A 19,036-nucleotide genomic window follows, 5' to 3' on the forward strand; every position below is an offset into this window, starting at 1 on the left:
ATGTATAAAAACTGGCAAATACTGTCAAAACAAATCTGCCAAAGCCCGACATAATGCAAACAGGATTGACCAGAGTGAAATAAAATAAAATGAATGCACTTGTCCAATATCATGCTGCGCCCATAGTACGCAGCAATCTCGATTTTAAATTAGCCGATGTGCCGCGTTACTGGTTTGCAGGTGACCCGTTTTTAACCCGCATGTTTGATGCTTTGAGCCTGACTTTTCCTGATGGCGAGCGTTATTTCATTCAATCGGTACGTTTGTTCCGTGATCAAATTCAAGACCCTGACTTAAAACAGCGTGTTGCCGATTTTATTCGACAAGAAGCTCAGCACGGCATTGCACACGACAAAATGAATCAGGTCATGAAAGATCAAGGCATGCCTGTAGATCAGTTTATTCAGCGTCTAAACAAAGTGTTTAAGTTTGAACTGAAATATCGCTCGCCCCAATACAACATCGCCATGACAGCAGCTGCGGAACATTTAACCGCACTTATGGCAGAAACTTTTTATGGCGAAAAAGACACGCTGCAAGATGCACATCCTTATGTCCGTGCTTTATTTGCATGGCATGCGATTGAAGAAATGGAACATCGTGATGTGGCGTTTGATGTGATGCAACAGGTGGGCAATGTGCCTGAAGTGACTCGAAAAATGGCGTTGGTGCTGACCACAGGTTTAATGTTCGGATTTACCCTGTGCCGCGCCAATGTCATGCTGAGATGCGATGGGTTTAATCGTACCCAGCGCCTTAAAATGAATGTACGTGGCTTGCAATGGCTGTTTGGCAAACAAGGGAAATTACGCAAAATGCAATCACAATATCGTGATTGGTTTAAACCTGACTTTCACCCTAGCCAACATCCAATCATCGCGCAATATGATGTCTGGCTTGAGACTTTGGCGCAAACAGGCGACCCAATTCAGGCAGGTGAAGCATTTTGGCAGGCAGGAAAATAAAGCTTTTGGTTTTGCTTGGCTTTTAACCAATGAACACCTAAGCATTGCTTAGCTTTATACAAACTTGCCTCTAATATCTTTATATAAAGTAAGGCATAAGGCAATGCTGAGTCATATCTTATTATTTCTTATTTATGAGTGACCAACACAGTTTAAGCGTAAGAGATCGCTGTTACTGTTACAGCTCCATCTCCTACGCAGAAAAAGGTTTTAGTCCTGATTCATAATAAAAAAGTATTGGCGATAATATTTCAGCTCGGCAATCGAATCACGAATATCATCCATCGCCAAATGCGACGCATTCTTTTTCAAACCGCTCATAATTTCTGGACGCCAGCGCTTTGCCAACTCTTTCACTGATGAAACATCCAAATTACGATAATGGAAGTACTGTTCCAACTCAGGCATTAAACGGTGTAAAAAACGGCGGTCTTGGCAAATTGAGTTGCCACACATTGGCGATGTTTTAGGATTAACCCATTTTTTCAGAAACTCAATAGTTTGCTGTTCTGCATCCTGCGCAGTGAGTTTGCTGCGACGCACACGCTCAATTAAGCCCGATTGTCCATGCTGACGTGTATTCCACTCATCCATGGCATTTAAAATACGATCAGGTTGATGCACAGCCAGCACAGGACCTTCTGCCAAAATATTTAAATGATCATCAGTCACAATGGTAGCCACTTCAATAATTTGGTCGTTATCGGTATCTAAACCTGTCATTTCCAAATCAATCCAAATGAGGCGAGTATCAGGCGTGCTGCTCATAAATGTGCAATCTTATTCGGCTTAAAAACAACATAGTAGCAAATTTCTTGCTTCTTGGCTGTAACTGTGCCCCCGCTTCATGCTATTTTTGCCATCCTGAGTTCATGGTTTTTTAGGATATGAATGGCTTTAATTCGTAAGCGTCGATTGACTGAACAACAGCAACGTCGAATTGAAAAACAACACAAGTCACGTCAGGCAGACATTGACACTTCACATGATTTAGAAGGCTTGGTGGTACAACACTATGGTCGTCAATTAGAAGTGCAGGCTTTATCTGTTCCTGAAATTCATCCTGAAAAACCTGTGGTGCACGCAGGTGAGCCTGAACCGTTTTGGAAACCTATCGAAATAGGCAGCATTTGGCGTTGTCATACTCGCACCAATTTAGAATTATTGGTGACGGGAGATCGGGTCAAATGGCAAGCCGATCCGAATACAGGTTTAGGGATTATTACCGCGATTCATCCACGCCAATCTTTATTGACCCGACCTGATCGTTATCACAAAGTTAAACCTGTTGCCGCCAATATCAGTTTGATTGTGATTGTTTTTGCGCCTTTGCCTGAACCTGCACCGGGCTTGATTGACCGCTATTTGGTTGCTTGTGCCGATGCCGATATTCGCGCCTTATTGGTCTTAAACAAATCTGATTTGCTCAAAGAAAACGACCCGATTTTAGACTTGCTTAAGGAATATCAAGACTTGGGGTATGAAGTCATGCAAACCCAGTCCGATGCGAATTTAGAGCATTTGGCGGCACGTTTGGCAGGTGAAACGGTGGCTTTTGTTGGACAATCGGGTGTGGGGAAAAGCTCGCTGATTAATGCCATCGTGCCTGAAGCGGCGCAAAAGACCAATATCATTTCAGAAAACTCAGCACTTGGACAACACACCACAACCTCTACCCGCTTAATTGGCTTTGGAGATGGTGCTGCCTTAATTGACTCACCGGGGATTCGTGAATTTGGTTTGTGGCACTTGAGCCAAGATAAAATTCAAAATGGTTTTCCTGAAATTGAAAACCTGTTGGGTCATTGCCAATTCCGCAACTGTACCCATAAACATGAAAAGCAATGTGCGCTGCGACTGGCTGCTGCAGAAGGCGAAATTTTATCGCGTCGTTTAGACAGTTATTTAAGACTGTGTGATGAAATTGCCGAAGCGCAACAAAAAAATTAATTTTATTGTGGCGCTGCCCTTGAAGCGGTGTTTTTGATCGCCATATTTATACGCTATACTCTTGAACAATTTTGACATTGTAATTAGGTGACTTGTGGAACGTTGGTTCGAATTTATGGGGAATCATCCCTTCTTATTTGGGACGCTGGCTGTATTGGTAGTGTTGTTCTTTGTGTTAGAAGGTCAACGCAATGGTCGCAAAATTTCCCCACAATCTTTGGGTATTTTAGTCAAAGCTAAAAATGCCATGTTGATTGATTTACGTGATGCCAAAGATTTCCGTGAAGGTCATATCAGTGGTAGCCGCAATATTCCCTATAGCCAAATTACCAAGCATGTTGAAGAGTTAAAAACCTCAGATCGTCCATTGGTCTTTATCTGTAACTTGGGTCAGGTTGCAGGCAGTGCTTTACAACAGGTCGCACATACCGATGCCTATCGTTTAGATGGCGGTATTAGCAACTGGAAAGCACAAGGTTTACCTTTAGTAAAAAGCAAATAGTTTTACCCAATATTTTTCGCAAGGAGAACAATCATGGCTGAAGTCACTATTTATTCAACGACTGTATGTCCATACTGCATTCGTGCAAAACAACTCCTTGAGCGTAAAGGCGTTGCCTATAAAGAAATTAATTTGTCGAATGAAGCGCCTGAAGTACGTGTTGAATTAATGCAACGCACCAATCATCGTACCGTTCCACAAATTTTCATCAATGACCAGTTTATTGGCGGCTTTGACCAATTATATGCGTTAGATCGCGAAGGCAAGCTCGATCAATTATTGGCATAAACATAACACGATAACCAACTCTTAAGGATTTAACATGAGTGAAGAACAACAAGCTCAACCACAATTGGCATTAGAGCGTATTTATACCAAAGACATTTCTTTTGAAGTTCCTGGGGCACAAGTATTTACCAAAGAATGGCAGCCTGAATTGAACATCAACCTGTCATCTTCTGCAGAAAAAATTGATCCAACCCACTTTGAAGTAGCATTAAAAGTTGTGGTTCAAGCCAACAACGCCGGCGATACTGCATTTATTGTGGATGTTACCCAAGCTGGTATTTTCCTGATTGATGGCGTTGAAGAAGAGCGTTTACCGTACATTCTTGGCGCATACTGCCCGAACATTTTGTTCCCATTCTTGCGTGAAGCAGTGAATGATATGGTTACCAAAGGCAGCTTCCCACAATTATTGTTAACGCCAATCAACTTCGATGCCGAGTTTGAAGCCAATATGCAACGTGCTCAAGCCGCTGCAGCTGAAGGTCAAGCTTAATTCGCGATTGGATATAAAAAACTGCTGAAATTTCAGCGGTTTTTTATGTCATCCGTTTGCTGATGGACGATCAAAATTAAAAATCATCATCCTGAGATGGATCTCGATACAAGGCATCGTGTATCGCTTCGACCAATTGCTGCGCAATTTCCTGTTTCGAGGCTTTTTCCAAATCGCGTTTTTCCATACGGTAGCTTTCGGCAAAAAATACCGTCATGGCATTTTCATCGGAAGCAAAACCAATATCGGCACGGGAAACGTCATTGCAGGCAATCATATCTAGCTTTTTCGCCACCAACTTGCCTGCTGCATACTCTTCTACATTGCGGGTTTCTGCAGCAAAGCCAACCATAAACGGACGTTTTTCCTGTTGCGCAATGGTCGCAACAATATCAGGGTTTTTGACCAACGCCACATTCAGCTCATCGCCTAATTTTTTAATTTTGTGTTCCGCTATTTCTGCCACGCGGTAATCTGCCACCGCGGCTGTAGCGATGAAAATATCACAGCCTTGTTCAAGCATCTGCAAACTGGTATCTAGCATTTGAATTGCAGAAGACACATTAATTCGCTGTACCCCATTTGGCGTATCTAAACTAACTGGGCCTGCAATAAGCGTGACTTTTGCCCCTGCTGCATAACAGGCTGCAGCCAAAGAAAAACCCATTTTGCCTGTACTATGGTTAGAAATATAACGCACAGGGTCTAAAGCTTCGCGGGTTGGGCCTGCTGTAATGGTGACATTTTTGCCTGCCAACATGCCAAATTTTTCCACCAAAGCACGCTGTGCCTGATGAAAATACTGCGTCACCTGATGCGCCAAATCTTCAGGTTCTGGCATACGCCCTAAACCAACATCTCCACAGGCTTGTTCGCCCGCATCGGGCATAATTACATGCACGCCATCTTCCACCAAAGTGGTTAAGTTACGCTGTGTGGCTTTGGCTGCCCACATTTGCTGATTCATGGCAGGTGCAACCCAAACTGGTGCAGTGGTGGCTAAATATAAAGTACTGAGCAAATCATCGGCCAGACCTGCAGCAAATTTGGCTAAGGTGTCGCAACTGGCGGGCGCAACCAAAATTAAATCGGCCCACCGTGCCAATTCAATATGCCCCATGCCTGCTTCGGCTTCGGTATCTAATAATTCGGTATGTACTGGATTGCCTGACAGTGCTTGAAAGGTCAGCGGTGTAATAAAAGCTTGTGCCCCCTTGGTCATGACCACGCGAACACTAAACCCCGCATCCTTTAAACGACGCACTAAAATCGCACTTTTATAGGCCGCAATGCCGCCTGTCACAGCTAAAATAATATTTTTATGAGGGAGGACGCTTAAATCGAAGCTCACAAATAAGCCACCTTTTTGTTGCAGTGGGGCTCACAATAGCATTAAATAATGTCATTCCCAAGAGATCTGTTGGGATTTAAGTTTCAAATTTAGAATAACAAAGTCAAATAACAATGCATTTATCTATTAAACATTGGCCTGAACAAGAACGGCCACGTGAACGTCTCATTCAAAATGGTGCTGCCAGTTTATCTGATGCCGAACTATTGGCTATTTTTTTGCGCTCAGGCTCACAGCAACATTCTGCGGTGGAGTTGGCACGATTGCTAATTCAGCATTTTGGCAATCTCACTACTTTACTCGATGCACCCATTGCCGAGTTGTGTCAATTTCACGGCATGGGTAACAGTAAATATTCACAGCTCATGGCAGTTAAAGAACTTGGACGGCGCTATGTAGCCGAACATTTAAAACAAGATGCACTTGAGCTTAGCAATTCCAAACGCTTGATGGAGTATCTGCGTTTTGAACTTTTGGGCGAAACCCAAGAAGTGTTTGCGGTGCTTTGCCTTGATGCCTGTTTACGCAAAATCAGCTTTAAAAAATTATTTTATGGTGCATTAAATTCGTGTGAAATTTCCATTAATCAATTGCTACGTTTTGCGATTAGTCAACATGCCACAGCGATTGTGATTGCACACAATCATCCTTTCGGCTTACCACAACCTTCACCTGCAGATTTAGTCCTGACGCAGCAGATTCAGCAAGCCTGTCAGTTGCTAGAGCTGCGTTTGATCGATCACTGTATCATCTCAAGTGAAGGTAATTTTTCCTTTGCCGAACAACAACTGCTTAAATTTGAGCACACTTAAAATTTGTATATTGACAAAGCCTGCACAAGCACAGAAGATCATCAAAAAATTGTGATGATTCTAATAAAATGATAGTCGATCAACCCAGTGTATTTAACTTACTGTTTTCTTGGCGGGGCACGATTTTACCGAAGGTCTTACCGCCTTTGGGCTTGGTGATGTTGATCTCCACCATTATTGGCGGTTTGTCTTATATTGGTTATTTTCATTTTCCAGAATTGCCTTTGGTTGGCTTTACTTTAATTGGGGTGGTGCTGTCGATTTTTTTGGGCTTTAAAAACTCTGCCTGTTATGACCGTTGGTGGGAGGCACGTAAACTTTGGGGCATGCTGATTGCCAACGCGCGCCACTTTGACCGCGACTGCCGTATACTTAGTCAAGCACGACGTGAACGCGTCATTCAGCACGTCATTGTATTTGCCAATGTCTTGCGCGACCGCCTGCGTCATCAAACTGCCAATCCAACCGAGTTAATTCAAACCAGTGGCATGAGTCAGCAAGCAATTACCCAACTGTATCAACAAGCCAATGCGCCGCAATACACGCTCAGTTTGATTCAATGGGAGTTAATGCAAGCACTTAAAGAGGGCGAAATTTCCGATATTATTTACACACAAATGAATCAACACGTCACAGAGCTGAGTTTGGTACTCACGGGTTGTGACCGTATTGCTACCACACCGCTCCCTTTTGCGTATTCAGTCCTACTTAACCGAACAGTGTACTTTTTCTGTTTTATGTTGCCCTTTAGTTTAGGGTCTACACTCGGATTGGCGACTCCGCTTTTGGTCGGTATTTTGGCTTATACTTTTTTAGGTCTGGATGCGCTCAGTTCTGAAATTGAAGAACCTTTTGGCACGCAAAGCAATGACTTACCTTTAGATGCCATGGTAAGAACCATTGAAATTGAATTATTGGGTACGTTGGGTAAACCAACGCCACCACCAATTCAGGCACAGGACAATAATTTGCTTTAGACCCTCTTCCCAACCTTCTCCCAGAGGGAGAAGGAGTTTTTATCCTTTCTAAATTTTAATAATGGATATCACATCTGCTTATATGAGAAGGTTGGGATGAGGGAGTTACTCAACAAAACTCTCCCAAATCCCAATTTGACCATCTTTCACCCGCGGAATATTGCCCAATTTAATCCACGGCATATTTTCACCATGAAAATCACTGCCGACAGATACTTTTAGACCATGTTCAGCAATCATGCGATCCACCATTTGACGGGTCGATGCAGGGTCAATATTAGGCGGCAATTCCACTGCATCACCCCCATATTTGGCAAAAATTTCAATTAAATAACGAATATTGGTCGCAGATAAATCATAACGGGTTGGATGCGCCAACACGGCAAAACCCTGACTGTCGTGAATCACCCGAATCGTATCTTCCAAACTCAAGCCATCAAATTTCACATAAGCCTTTTTGCCTTCTTTGATGTATTTATCAAATGCTTGCTGCACACGCGTTACAATGCCTTTTTCCTGTAAAGTTTTGGCAATGTGCGTACGGGTAATCCGATCTGCTACGCCTTCGACTCTAAGAAGTACATCATTATAAATATCTTGTCCAATCAGCGGAGTGAGTAAATCACAAATTTGTTTGGCACGTTCTGCACGAATTTGTTTTTGCTGTTCCAGCAGCGCCTGTAAAGGTGCAGGATTTTGCATGTTTAGCGCCACCACATGCACGCTATAGCTTTTTTTAGTGGCAGGACGTGACCATTGACTGGAAATTTCCACTCCCGAAATAATCTTTAAATCTTGCCCCTGAGCCGCTTGCTCTGCCAAAGCCAGCCCATCCATTGTGTCATGATCAGTCAATGCCAAGGTATGAATGCCCTGCTGAATTGCCGCAGACACCAATTCTCCAGGTGACAAAGTTCCATCAGAAATATTACTGTGTGTATGTAAATCTACGCCGTGCATCACTTATACTATGTCATTTATTTGATCAGATTTAGATACTCTAACATGAAAGCACTTTTAGACTTTGTGCCCCTCATTATTTTCTTTTATTTATACAAAACTGTAGATCCAAAAGACACTAATCATCAATTACTACAACTCATCGGCTCTGCAGGCGGTGTCGATAACAACCATATTTTGGTGGCCACCACAGGTCTGATCATCTCGATGTTAGTGGTGTACGGCGCATTGTTCATCATGCAAAAATTCCGTTTAGATAAACAACAGTGGATTGTGCTGTTTATGACCGTAATTTTTGGTGGCGTTACTTTAATGTTAAGCGATGACTTTTATATTCGCCTGAAAGCTGCCATTTTAAACATTGTATTTGCAGGTGCTTTTTTGCTATCACCATGGTTCAGCAAAGACCGTAAACCACTGATTCAACGCTTATTTGGGCCTGTGTTCAACTTGACCGAAGCTGGCTGGAAAAACCTGAATTATACTTGGGCAGCCATGTTTGCAGTCATGTCTTTCCTACACATATTTTTTGCATTTTTATTTATGGACGGAAAATATTGGGGCGAATTCACTGCTTTTGGTGACATGATTGTGATGTTTTCCTTTATCATTGTGCAGTTTATTGTATTGCGCAAATACTTTAAAACATCTGAATAATTTCTGATCTGCGATATTCGAGAGTAACTATGCCTTTATTTGTTCTGAGTTGTACTGACCGTGAAGGTACACTGGAAAAACGTCTTGCGACCCGTCCTGCACATCTTGCACGTTTGCAACAACTCGATGCCGAAGGTCGCTTAATTGTGGCGGGGGCAATGCCAAAAGACCCAAGCAATCCACAAGCAGGCTTTTATGGCAGCACCATGATTGTCGATTTTGACAGTCGTGAAGCACTCGATGCTTGGCTACAAGATGAACCTTTCTTAAAAGAAGGCGTATATAGCCACATTGACGTTAAGCCATTCAATAAAGCATTCCCTCAAGGATAAGCGCTATGCGTTTCGTTGTTGCCAGTGTTGTTGCTGTTCTGCTCAGTTCACCTGTATATGCAGTTGAGCCAGCCACAACCACACCTACTGCACCTGCTCCTGCTGCTGTGACCAACACGGCAGCTGTAGCAACAGCCAATGGGGTTACTCCTGCACAAGATAAGCCCCTGACTGCAGAACAAATTGCCAAAAATAAAGCCCTTCAGGAAGCTAAAACCAAAGCCTTGATTAAAGATCAGAGCACACGTTTGCAACAACTTGAACAGGCAAACCTCGATGCTTTGGCACAGAATCAGGAACTGCAACTTAAAAACGATAATTTAGGCGTGCAAGTTCAAGTACTGCAAAGTGAACGCAGTGCGCAAATGTTTTTATACGGTGCTGCAACACTCGCGGTTGGCGTATTGCTCGGCTTCTTAATTGCTAGCTATGTCTATACCAAACGTCGCCGCCAATGGTAAGGTGAGCATTCACCTCTTGATTTAAGGTACTCTGGTTTTGTTTCAGCCTATTCAAACTGCCGAGCTGGATTGGCAACTGGTCGATGGTATTGATGTGCCCATTTCCAAACAATTTGGCGATGTGTATTTCTCTAAAGACAACGGTTTATTAGAAACACGGCATGTGTTTTTACAGGGCAATGACTTACCCATCCGTTTAGCAGCGCTGAATGATTTTGAATATTTTTGTGTAGGCGAAACAGGCTTTGGTACAGGCTTAAATATTTTAGCGCTCTGGCAATTATGGCAACAGGTACGTCCCAATAATCGCAGCCATTTACACGCAATTTCTGTCGAAAAATTTCCACTTTGCAAAGCCGATCTTATACGTGCCTTAGCGGCTTGGCCCGAACTCAGTCATCTGTCTGAACAGCTGATTCAGCAATACCCTGCCGCTATTGCAGGCTGTCATCGTTTAAACTTTCCAGATGAACGCTTTAGCCTAGATTTATGGCTAGGCGATGCTCAGGAAGTTTTTCCTGTCATTGCTAAAACTGCTCCTGTCAATGCGTGGTTTTTAGATGGCTTTGCACCCGCCTGTAACCCCGATATGTGGCAGGAAACCGTGCTCAACCCGATTGTAGCACTGTCCGATTATGGCACGACTTTTGCCTCATTTAGTGTGGCAGGCGTACTCAAACGTGGCTTAAAACAACACGGTATTCACATCACCCGCCCACGCGGTTTTGGGCATAAACGGGAAATGCTGAAAGCCATCTGGCAAGCGCCTGAAATAGAGCCAATATCCGATCAGAACGAAACTCAAATTACAACAAATACCACAACAAGCAACCAACAGCGCCATATTGCGATCATAGGCGCAGGAATTGCGGGTTTAAGCTGTGCGTGGGCATTTTCCCAACGAGGGCATCAAGTCACGCTCTATGACCAAACAGCGCCACTTGCAGGCGGTTCTGGCAATCCTTTGGCACTCTTAAACCCAAAACTTTGCCCAATTCATCAAAGTGCTGATCATTTAATGACTTTGGCATGGCAACATGCTTTAAATCACTATGCCGCATTCAAAGCATTTCGTCCGTTGCAGATTCATCAACTGGCACTTAAACATGCCGATGAATTGCTGGATTTAGCCACACAATATCCAAAAGGTATTTTAGCAGCACAGAGTGCAACCGAACTTACGCCACAAAGCGACTTTGCCAGTTTAAACTTATTGCAAGCAGGAGCAGTTTCTCCACATCAACTGCGTGATGAAATTCTTGCGCATCCGCACATTCAGTTTCAGCAAGCTCAAATTAAACAAATCACCACGACAGCACAGCAACTGATCTTACACAGCGTAGATACTGAACTTGGAACATTTGATCATGTCATCGTCTGTGCAGCGCTGCAAAGCGGTGCTTTTTTTGAGCATTACCCTGTGCTTAAACCCATTCGTGGGCAAGTTAGCTGGGTAAATAATACAGATCAGGCTTTGCCATTATCACAAGCCTATAGCTATGGCGGCTATTGCATGCAGCTCAATGCCGATCAACTGATTTTAGGTGCATCGTTTTATCCAAATCGGGAAGATTGTGACGTCTTGGCAGAAGACCATGTGCATAACTACGAACTTATCCACAGTGTCTTTCCTGCGTATGCCGAAAACTTAGCACCCGTAGATACTTGGCAAGGTCGCGCTTCGCTACGCGCCCAAAGTAAGGATTATTTTCCCCTACTGGGCAAAATGCGTGATGATCAGGAAATTTACAGCTTTGCAGGACTCGGTTCTAAAGGCTTTTTATTTGCCCCGTTGTGCAGTGAAATACTGGCGGCACAAGTTTTAGCAGAAGCCTGCGCTGTACCTAAAAACTTAGTACAAAAACTGGCAGCTACACGTTTTCAGAAAAAGGTGAAAACCAAGAAGCCTTATTTTAAAGCTCCTCCACCTTCAAGCTAACGCTCGCTTAGAGAAAATAGAAATAAAACGATACCCAACAAAAAAGCGCCTTACGGCGCTTTCTTCATATTGATGATACTTAGTGACCTTGTTCCAAAGGCATACCTGCATCACGCGCAGCACGTGTACCACCCATTAAAACCACATATTCACGCGAGCTGTCCAAACCTTCTAGTTTTTCCGCTGCACGTGGGGCTTTACTTCCGCCACCACATAAAATGTAAATGGGTTGATCCGCCGACACCTGAGTAAGACTCTCTGCTGATAGATCGTTAATTGGCTGATTCACAGCACCTTTAACATGAGCTTCGGCATAAGCACTTGCATCACGTACATCCCAGATAATCGCGTCAGCTGGGAACTCAAATGTTGTAATTTCTTGTTTACGGATCATTGCGCACTCCTTTGATGTAAAACAACACTTGGCAAATGAAGAAAACATCCCTAGCATCTCAGATATTGTTTCCATTTGCAAAGGTCTTCATTATGCCTTCTTTCGATATTGTTTCTGAATTAGAACTTTTTGAAGTGAATCATGCGGTTCAAAACACACAAAAAGAAATCGGTACTCGTTTCGATTTTCGTGGTCAGGATGTTTCTATCGACCTCAATGAAAAAAACAAAGAGATTAAAATCTCCACTGAAAGTGATTTCCAATGTGAGCAAGTGTATACCATGCTCGAAAATCACTTCTATAAGCGTAAAGTCGACATTCAGGCGCTTGACCCACAAAAAATGACCGCATCAGGTAAAAATGTGATTCAAGTGATCAAACTTAAAGATGGTCTTGACTCAGATACCGCAAAAAAAATTAACAAAGCCATTAAAGACAGTGGCATTAAAGTGCAATCTTCTATTCAGGGTGACAAAATTCGTGTGACCGACAAGAAACGCGACACATTGCAACAAGTAATGGCGTTCTTGAAAGAGCAACAATTTGGTCTGCCACTGCAATTTAACAACTTTAAAGATTAATTTGGGGATGTCATGACACCAACCAATCGCTTAAACAAACTGGTCAAAGCAACATCAAAATTGCCGAAAGGCATTCAAAGCCGCCTTTTGAGTCAAGCCTTTGGTCGTGTCGTGCCGATGGTGGGCACTGCGAAAATTCGCTATCAAGAAGTAACCCCATCGCAAGTGGTGGTCAGTCTTGCCAATCATAAAGCCATGCAAAACCATATTGGACAGGTACATGCCTGTGCTATGGCGCTGCTGGCTGAAACTGCTACAGGTTTTGTGACTGCTATGAATGTACCTGATAGTGCCATTGTGCTGATTAAAAGCCTGAAAGTGGACTTTAAACGTCCAACTCAAGGTGCAATGACAGCCATTGCCACACTCAGCCCAGAACAGCAACAACTCATGCACAGCACCGACAAAGGCGAAACACTGGTCAATGTCAGTGTGATTGATGAATCAGGCGAAGCCCCGATTCAGTGTGAAATGTTGTGGGCATGGGTGTCAAAATCACATTTAAAGCAAAAACAAGATTGATACTTGTTTCTTCTCCAATAAAAAATCCCAGCCACTGTGCTGGGATTTTTTTCATTACGATGTTTGACTAGCCTGAGCTTCTAAAAACTTCTGTTTGGCTTCTTCAGGAATCTGACGTTTTGAGCCTTTGACATCAACCGCAACAAAGGTAAATACCCCTTCGGTAACGCGCACGGGTTCACGTGAATCGTCGTGGCTATCCCACACTTCAATTTGCATTTGAATGGAGGTATTGCCCACTTTTAGAATTTTGGTGTAGCAACTGATCACATCGCCCACTTTTACAGGCACCAAAAAAGTCATTTGGTTAATGGAAATCGTAGCACAACGTCCTTTACTAAAACGCTCGGCATGAATCGCACCTGCCAAATCCATCTGTGAAACGATCCAGCCTCCAAAGACATCTCCACTCCAGTTGGTATCTGCTGGCATGGCAATTGTTTGTAGGGAAAGCACTCCCTCTGGTTTTGCATGAGAATCTGACACGTTCACTCCGGACATTTGCATTAAATTAGCACGAACAGCGCATTAAGACTGAGCGTTGAGTTGCTGATCCAACCACTGTTGTAATTCAGTCGCTCGTAGCGCACCGCTTATTCTAGCAATTTCATTGCTTTTATTCATCAATACCAGTGTTGGAATACTGCGCACATGAAACGCGCTGCTTAAACGTGGATTGGCTTCGGTATCAATTTTGGCAAACAGCACCTGCGGATTTTGCTTGGCAACTGTTGCAAAATGTGGTGCCATCATCTTGCAAGGACCACACCAGTCCGCCCAAAGATCAATCAAAATAGGTAAATCACTATTTTGGATAAAATTACTGAAATTTTGCTCATTTAATTCAATGGGTGCAAGTGGAATCAGCGCTTGATGACACTGCCCACATGCAGGATTAGCAGATAATTTATCTTCAGGTACACGGTTTTTTGCACCGCATTCAGGGCATACAATAATCATTTACTGACTCCAAACAGTTGCTGTAAAAACTCTAATTGGGTCTGAATGGCTTTTTTAAACCATTCGCCATGATAAACATCGAAATGTTGCATATCCCACTCCTCATATTGCACATAAGGCGCAATATTGGTGGCTGTTTCACGACTCGATTCAATTGGAATCAGACTGTCACGCTGCGCAGCAATAAATAACACAGGGATGTTGATTTGCCGCACTTCTTGAATGGGACGATAACGAATCAAATTAAAAAATACCCGCGCAGGAATTTCCCCACTCCAGTAATGATCGGGGTTCACAATCGACATATAACCTGCATAACTGTCTGCAGTCGGTAAAAAACACAGTTCTTTTTGCGCCACCACTGCCAGTGTTTTGGGTGACATGCCCATCTTTGCTCCCATATAGTCCTGACTAGAAATTTTTAAAGCTTTCGGAAGTTGCTGTAAAGGATACAACTTGGCACTTTCCGCACCATCTACAAAAGGCACTTGTACCATGACTGCGGCAATATTGTGTAAGCGCGAGGCCAAACTCAGTACATATCCCCCACTTAGTGAAGTCCCCCACAGAATCATACGTTTGGCATCAATGGATTTACGTTCTGCAATGTGTGAAATCATGCTGCGCCAGTCATCTAATTGCGCCTCTATGGACACCAACTCACGTGGACGCCCCGTACTTCCGCCCCAATAACGATAATCGAATAGCACCACGGCATAGCCTGCCTGAGCAAAATGTTGTGCATATTGCACCAATTTAAAATGCCGCAAGGCCGCCAGACCATGCGCCATCAGAATCACCGCGGGTTTTTCTATAGATTTAGGGCGATAAAAGTCTGCAGCAATCACCTCGTGATCACTTTTGACATATAAAGGCTCAACCATATAGGAATGCATAAGCGCTCCATTGCGTTATTTTATCGTTATCGTCGTTATAAATATTTCAGAACATTCAGCTCTTGAATCTGCTTAATGCTATCATAAAGCATATTGTCATGAATAAAATGATGGAGTATTCCCATGTCTGAACAAGTCGGTTTTGCGGGTCAAATTGGTCCTGAGCATGTGAGCCAAGTTGTAGAGAAGGGCTTTAAGTCAATTATTAATAACCGCCCAGATATGGAAGGTGGTCCTGAACAGCCCACTAGTGCACAAATTGAAGAAGCAGCACGTGCTGCAGGTTTGGATTATGTTTATCAGCCTGTAGTGTCTGGTCAAATTACCGAGTTAGATGTTCGTGCATTTGCCAATCACTATAATGAATTGCCAAAACCTGTGTTGATGTTCTGCCGTACAGGTAACCGCTCAAACAACTTATTTCAGTTAGCTAAACAAATGGATTTGTTGGATGACTAAACACATCCTCAAACATGTGTTTTGCTGTATTCTGATCTGCAGCAGTATCTCGCTGAGTCACGCTCAAAACGATGTTCAGACTTTAAATACCAAAGTCAGCGTTGCAGGTCAGATGAATGCTGCCAAATTTTCACAGTTGATGCGGCAAGGTTTTAAATCTGTAATTGTGAACCGTCCCGATCAAGAGATGGGCAATGCAGTCAAAGTGAGTGAATTACGCAATATTGCTGAAAATTCTCAGATCAGTGTAATTTATCAACCCGTTAGTAGCGGTAAAATTTCTCAAACAGACATTCTTGAATTCGCTAAATATTATAATGAGCTTCCAAAATCCATTCTGATGATTTGTCGTAGTGGCGCTCGTTCTAGTGCGTTATTTCATCAAGCAAAATCTCAAGGTTTGTTGCATGAATAAAGTTTTATTGGTGGTGATGTGTGTCTTGGCTCTGAGTGCTTGTAGTTCTATGCAAGTACGCCCGACGGTGGGTGTGAGTGTGGGGACGAGTTTGTAAGTTTTATCTATCGTTCAATCTCTGGCGCTATATGCGCCTTTTTTAATATGTGCTATCTTTGCACAATAATTTTTTTGTTAATAAAATATAACTCGGGGTATTACATAATGAATTTTTTAAAAGGGACACTTGCAGTTGCATTAACTGGCTTACTTACTGCTTGTGGCGGTGGTGGTAGTGATGGCTATTATGGTGATACGGGGGCGACAGGTGGGGCTACTCCTCCTCCACAATCAAATACCTCCACTGAACTCGCAGCCAAACAACTTGAAATTTTAAAGCGCGAAGGCCAGTTTCTATTTGGTAATTACGATTCAAATGATTTAGATACAGCTAAAGGCTATATTGATCATTCATTGGATACTTTTGCACATGGACCATTACAGCTTACACTAGATATTAGAAATGTTGATTTGACTAATTTTTCTGCATATTACCGTGATAAATGTTTTGAAAAAAGCACAAGTGATTATCGTGCTTGTTATTCTTTTACAGGTGATCAGATAAAAACCTTATTACCTGCTTATAGTGACTGGGACTTTGAAATTACCAAAGAAGATCTTAAAAATATTCGCTTAGAAGATGACAGTATTACTCCGAACCTAGAAGCATATCAAGCAACAACACGTATTTTTATTTTTGAAAATGAGAACAAAGATAAAAATTTACATGATGTGACAATTACAGGTGCTTTCGCATATCCATTTAAACAAAAATGGGTCGAGCAAATAGACCAAAAACGCTTTGTACTAATTAATGAATCAACTAGTGACTACAAAATTACTGTAACCACTCAAATCATTGATCCAGAAACAAACCAACCTGTTGAAAAAGAAGTTACAACAGGAGCTTTCAGTACATATAAAGATTTAACATCTTTAGATGGTGAACTATTTATGTTTGAAAAAGGTTCTGGCTTCAATGTTTTAATTAACGACAATACCAATGTTTCATTTGCTGAACCTATCTCTTTTATTATCAATTCGACGCCGGGTGATTTAAGTAGCTCATCTAGCTACCGTATTAAAAGCTCGGGGGAAAAAGAACTTAAACTTGTTAATATCACTACCATTGATGGTACTCGCGTAGAGAATGAAACACCTAATCGCAACACTCAATCTTTCACTGGCAATATATCACTAACTGGTCAAAATATTTTTACCTTCAAAAATGAAACTAGTGGAACTCTAAGCTTCGAGCACCTGATTAACGGAATCAAACTTAAAGGGACATCAACAAACAATAATGGAACTATCACCACTACATTGACTGAACCTACAGGTCTAAAATTTTAATGTAAGAAATTGAAAATACCCTCTTTAAAGAGGGTATTTTTTTAGCATAATAAAAGTATCACTTTTATTTTTCTAAGCAGGTTTATAGTGTACGACCTCATTATTATTGGTGCAGGTACCGCAGGCATTAGCGCCTATAAAGAAGCAATTAAATACACCCAAAACCTACTCATCATCAATCACGGTCCATGGGACACCACCTGTGCCCGTGTTGGTTGTATGCCTAGCAAAGTCCTCATCTCTAGTGCCAATCGCATGCACGACATTCAACATGCACAAGAAGTTGCACTCACGGTAGATGCAAAAATTGATACATCCCAAATCATGACGCACGTACGTCAATTACGTGATCGTTTTATCCGTGCCACACAAAAAGATGTAGATCGTTGGGAAGCATCCCATAAGATTTCAGGCTTTGCGACTTTCATAGATGCCCATACAATTCAAGTGAATGGACAGCAATATCAGGCAAAAGCTTTTATTGTTGCAGTCGGTTCTACTCCTGCTTATGACCAAGCCTGGAAAGAAAACTTAGGCGAACGCTTAATCACATCAGATCAAATCTTTGAATTAGAGAACTTACCCCAATCTTTGGCCGTCATTGGCAGTGGTGTAATTGCAATCGAATTGGCTCAAGCTATGCAACGCTTAGGGGTAGATACCACTATTTTTGCCCGTAGTCGTAAAGTTGGTTCACTCCGCAGCCCAGAACTACAAACCATTGCACAAGATACACTCAGTCGAGAATTGAATATCAAATTTGAAACCTTGCCTACACAACTACAAAAAACAGAACAAGGCGTGAAAATTGAATATCAAGAAAATGGACAAATACAAAGCTTAACTGCCGATTATGTATTGGTTGCTACGGGTAGACGCAGCTATTTAGATCAGCTTCATCTTGAAAATATTGATACAAATTTCAACAACATCAAACAGCTCCCAATTGATGCACACACCAAACAACTCGGACGGCATGCTATTTTTATTGTGGGTGATGCACACACGAATACTCCCATTCAACATGAAGCAGCACATGAAGGGAGTGCAGCCGTGCATAATTGTTTAAGCTTTCCAAACATTGAAAATATAAAAACATTAACACCCATGGGCATTGTGTTTAGCTCACCTGAAATGGCATCTGTAGGACAAAACTATAAACAACTGAAAGAGCAAAATATTGCATTTACGACAGGCTTTGTTTCTTATGAAAAACAAGGTCGCGCTTTGGTGCTGGGAAAAAATAAAGGTGCGATTGAAGTTTATATTAATAATAAAAGTCAAAAGTTATTAGGTGCTGAATTATTTGTGGATGCTGCTGAGCACATGGCGCACTTATTGGCTTGGATGATTGATGAAGAACTCACACTTGAGGATATTTTAGATAAACCGCTCTACCATCCAACACTAGAAGAAGGTTTAAGAACAGCATTTAAACATGCACGTCGACAACTACGTGAAGTCTAATCAAATTTGGAAAATATGCTTACTATTTAAAACCATCCTCAGATGGTTTTATTTTGCCTTCACTTTTATGTTTCCTTTCTTTTTCTACTTTTCTTCTTAATATTTTCTTTCTCCCATAAAAAAACACCCCCAACGCTAGTTGAGGGTGTTTAGAATAATGAGCTGGCGATGACTTACTCTCACATGGGTAACCCCACACTACCATCAGCGCGAAGAGGTTTCACTTCTGAGTTCGGGAAGGGATCAGGTGGTTCACTCTTGCT

The 19,036-nt window shown here is 42.3% G+C and carries 24 protein-coding genes and 1 rRNA gene; 17 read left to right on the forward strand and 8 right to left on the reverse strand.

Annotated features, from left to right (window positions below; genetic code table 11):
* Positions 1-89 precede the first annotated feature (89 nt).
* Complete coding sequence (locus FTU71_RS12250; protein ID WP_179994426.1) at positions 90-965, forward strand: metal-dependent hydrolase; 876 nt, start codon at positions 90-92, stop codon at positions 963-965.
* A gap of 210 nt (positions 966-1,175) precedes the next feature.
* Here FTU71_RS12250 and orn read toward each other — a convergent pair whose 3' ends face one another.
* Positions 1,176-1,733 carry an oligoribonuclease gene (gene orn, locus FTU71_RS12255; protein WP_004976254.1) on the reverse strand — a complete coding sequence of 186 codons (558 nt, stop codon included), beginning with the start codon at positions 1,731-1,733 and terminating at the stop codon, positions 1,176-1,178.
* A 123-nt stretch (positions 1,734-1,856) separates the two neighbouring features.
* On the opposite strand from orn, the gene rsgA reads away from it, so the two are divergent.
* The 4 genes from rsgA (at position 1,857) to secB (ending at position 4,198) form a co-directional block, all read left to right on the forward strand.
* The gene (gene rsgA / locus FTU71_RS12260) at positions 1,857-2,915 is read left to right on the forward strand and encodes a small ribosomal subunit biogenesis GTPase RsgA (RefSeq protein WP_180112038.1); all 1,059 of its coding nucleotides are present in this window, start codon (positions 1,857-1,859) and stop codon (positions 2,913-2,915) included.
* Positions 2,916-3,009: 94 nt separating this feature from the next.
* On the forward strand, positions 3,010-3,417 hold the full coding sequence (locus FTU71_RS12265) for a rhodanese-like domain-containing protein (protein WP_004976250.1): 408 nt from the start codon (positions 3,010-3,012) through the stop codon (positions 3,415-3,417).
* A gap of 33 nt (positions 3,418-3,450) precedes the next feature.
* Entirely contained in the window at positions 3,451-3,705 is a 255-nt protein-coding gene (gene grxC / locus FTU71_RS12270; protein WP_004976247.1) for a glutaredoxin 3, read from the forward strand.
* A 34-nt stretch (positions 3,706-3,739) separates the two neighbouring features.
* On the forward strand, positions 3,740-4,198 hold the full coding sequence (gene secB, locus FTU71_RS12275) for a protein-export chaperone SecB (protein WP_004976246.1): 459 nt from the start codon (positions 3,740-3,742) through the stop codon (positions 4,196-4,198).
* 76 nt (positions 4,199-4,274) lie between these two features.
* Here secB and coaBC read toward each other — a convergent pair whose 3' ends face one another.
* Positions 4,275-5,549: a bifunctional phosphopantothenoylcysteine decarboxylase/phosphopantothenate--cysteine ligase CoaBC gene (gene coaBC, locus FTU71_RS12280; RefSeq protein WP_004976244.1), complete on the reverse strand. Its 1,275-nt coding sequence runs from the start codon at positions 5,547-5,549 to the stop codon at positions 4,275-4,277.
* 113 nt (positions 5,550-5,662) lie between these two features.
* Here coaBC and radC point away from each other — a divergent pair, with 113 nt between their 5' ends.
* Together radC and FTU71_RS12290 are read left to right on the forward strand one after the other, a co-directional pair.
* Entirely contained in the window at positions 5,663-6,361 is a 699-nt protein-coding gene (gene radC / locus FTU71_RS12285) for a DNA repair protein RadC (protein WP_154321040.1), read from the forward strand.
* Between the two features lie 68 nt (positions 6,362-6,429).
* Positions 6,430-7,338 carry a bestrophin family protein gene (locus FTU71_RS12290; protein ID WP_154321041.1) on the forward strand — a complete coding sequence of 303 codons (909 nt, stop codon included), beginning with the start codon at positions 6,430-6,432 and terminating at the stop codon, positions 7,336-7,338.
* 105 nt (positions 7,339-7,443) lie between these two features.
* Here the strand turns inward: FTU71_RS12290 and FTU71_RS12295 are convergent, their stop codons facing one another.
* Complete coding sequence (locus FTU71_RS12295) at positions 7,444-8,298, reverse strand: PHP domain-containing protein (RefSeq protein WP_179994425.1); 855 nt, start codon at positions 8,296-8,298, stop codon at positions 7,444-7,446.
* A gap of 45 nt (positions 8,299-8,343) precedes the next feature.
* Between FTU71_RS12295 and FTU71_RS12300 the strand changes: the two genes are divergently transcribed.
* Genes FTU71_RS12300 through mnmC form a run of 4 tightly spaced genes read left to right on the forward strand, consistent with a single transcriptional unit; the run spans position 8,344 to position 11,687 of the window.
* A complete protein-coding gene (locus FTU71_RS12300; RefSeq protein ID WP_167845781.1) occupies positions 8,344-8,955 on the forward strand; it encodes an inner membrane-spanning protein YciB in 612 nt (203 codons plus the stop codon).
* A gap of 29 nt (positions 8,956-8,984) precedes the next feature.
* A complete protein-coding gene (locus FTU71_RS12305; protein WP_004976238.1) occupies positions 8,985-9,287 on the forward strand; it encodes a YciI family protein in 303 nt (100 codons plus the stop codon).
* Between the two features lie 5 nt (positions 9,288-9,292).
* Positions 9,293-9,748, forward strand: coding sequence for a hypothetical protein (locus FTU71_RS12310; RefSeq protein ID WP_004976237.1), 456 nt, complete (start codon positions 9,293-9,295; stop codon positions 9,746-9,748).
* Positions 9,749-9,785: 37 nt separating this feature from the next.
* Positions 9,786-11,687 (forward strand): FAD-dependent 5-carboxymethylaminomethyl-2-thiouridine(34) oxidoreductase MnmC, encoded by a 1,902-nt coding sequence (mnmC, locus tag FTU71_RS12315; protein ID WP_179991585.1) that lies wholly within the window; start codon positions 9,786-9,788, stop codon positions 11,685-11,687.
* 79 nt (positions 11,688-11,766) lie between these two features.
* Here the strand turns inward: mnmC and FTU71_RS12320 are convergent, their stop codons facing one another.
* The gene (locus tag FTU71_RS12320; RefSeq protein ID WP_004976235.1) at positions 11,767-12,081 is read right to left on the reverse strand and encodes a rhodanese-like domain-containing protein; all 315 of its coding nucleotides are present in this window, start codon (positions 12,079-12,081) and stop codon (positions 11,767-11,769) included.
* A 92-nt stretch (positions 12,082-12,173) separates the two neighbouring features.
* Here FTU71_RS12320 and FTU71_RS12325 point away from each other — a divergent pair, with 92 nt between their 5' ends.
* Together FTU71_RS12325 and FTU71_RS12330 are read left to right on the forward strand one after the other, a co-directional pair.
* Entirely contained in the window at positions 12,174-12,662 is a 489-nt protein-coding gene (locus FTU71_RS12325; RefSeq protein WP_004976234.1) for a YajQ family cyclic di-GMP-binding protein, read from the forward strand.
* Positions 12,663-12,674: 12 nt separating this feature from the next.
* Positions 12,675-13,184: a DUF4442 domain-containing protein gene (locus tag FTU71_RS12330; RefSeq protein ID WP_179994424.1), complete on the forward strand. Its 510-nt coding sequence runs from the start codon at positions 12,675-12,677 to the stop codon at positions 13,182-13,184.
* Positions 13,185-13,238: 54 nt separating this feature from the next.
* Here FTU71_RS12330 and FTU71_RS12335 read toward each other — a convergent pair whose 3' ends face one another.
* The 3 genes from FTU71_RS12335 to FTU71_RS12345 form a co-directional block, all read right to left on the reverse strand.
* Positions 13,239-13,616: an acyl-CoA thioesterase gene (locus FTU71_RS12335; protein ID WP_257222484.1), complete on the reverse strand. Its 378-nt coding sequence runs from the start codon at positions 13,614-13,616 to the stop codon at positions 13,239-13,241.
* A 96-nt stretch (positions 13,617-13,712) separates the two neighbouring features.
* On the reverse strand, positions 13,713-14,144 hold the full coding sequence (trxC, locus tag FTU71_RS12340; protein WP_179994422.1) for a thioredoxin TrxC: 432 nt from the start codon (positions 14,142-14,144) through the stop codon (positions 13,713-13,715).
* Complete coding sequence (locus tag FTU71_RS12345; RefSeq protein ID WP_179994421.1) at positions 14,141-15,040, reverse strand: alpha/beta hydrolase; 900 nt, start codon at positions 15,038-15,040, stop codon at positions 14,141-14,143. Before FTU71_RS12345 ends, trxC begins: the two co-directional genes overlap by 4 nt.
* A 123-nt stretch (positions 15,041-15,163) precedes the next feature.
* Between FTU71_RS12345 and FTU71_RS12350 the strand changes: the two genes are divergently transcribed.
* The 4 genes from FTU71_RS12350 (at position 15,164) to FTU71_RS12365 (ending at position 18,773) form a co-directional block, all read left to right on the forward strand.
* Complete coding sequence (locus FTU71_RS12350) at positions 15,164-15,499, forward strand: TIGR01244 family sulfur transferase (RefSeq protein ID WP_179994420.1); 336 nt, start codon at positions 15,164-15,166, stop codon at positions 15,497-15,499.
* Positions 15,492-15,914 (forward strand): beta-lactamase hydrolase domain-containing protein, encoded by a 423-nt coding sequence (locus FTU71_RS12355; protein WP_179994419.1) that lies wholly within the window; start codon positions 15,492-15,494, stop codon positions 15,912-15,914. The genes FTU71_RS12350 and FTU71_RS12355 overlap by 8 nt, the downstream gene beginning before the upstream one ends.
* Positions 15,915-16,118: 204 nt before the next feature.
* Positions 16,119-17,306: a hypothetical protein gene (locus FTU71_RS12360; RefSeq protein WP_179994418.1), complete on the forward strand. Its 1,188-nt coding sequence runs from the start codon at positions 16,119-16,121 to the stop codon at positions 17,304-17,306.
* 87 nt (positions 17,307-17,393) lie between these two features.
* Positions 17,394-18,773 carry a dihydrolipoyl dehydrogenase gene (locus FTU71_RS12365; protein ID WP_179994417.1) on the forward strand — a complete coding sequence of 460 codons (1,380 nt, stop codon included), beginning with the start codon at positions 17,394-17,396 and terminating at the stop codon, positions 18,771-18,773.
* A 160-nt stretch (positions 18,774-18,933) separates the two neighbouring features.
* On the opposite strand, the gene rrf is transcribed toward FTU71_RS12365, so the two are convergent.
* Positions 18,934-19,036: ribosomal RNA gene (gene rrf, locus FTU71_RS12370) — 5S ribosomal RNA — on the reverse strand; the annotation flags it as partial.

Origin of the sequence: Acinetobacter sp. YH12136 (assembly GCF_013418545.1) — a bacterium.
Classification (GTDB): Bacteria; Pseudomonadota; Gammaproteobacteria; order Pseudomonadales; family Moraxellaceae; genus Acinetobacter; species Acinetobacter towneri.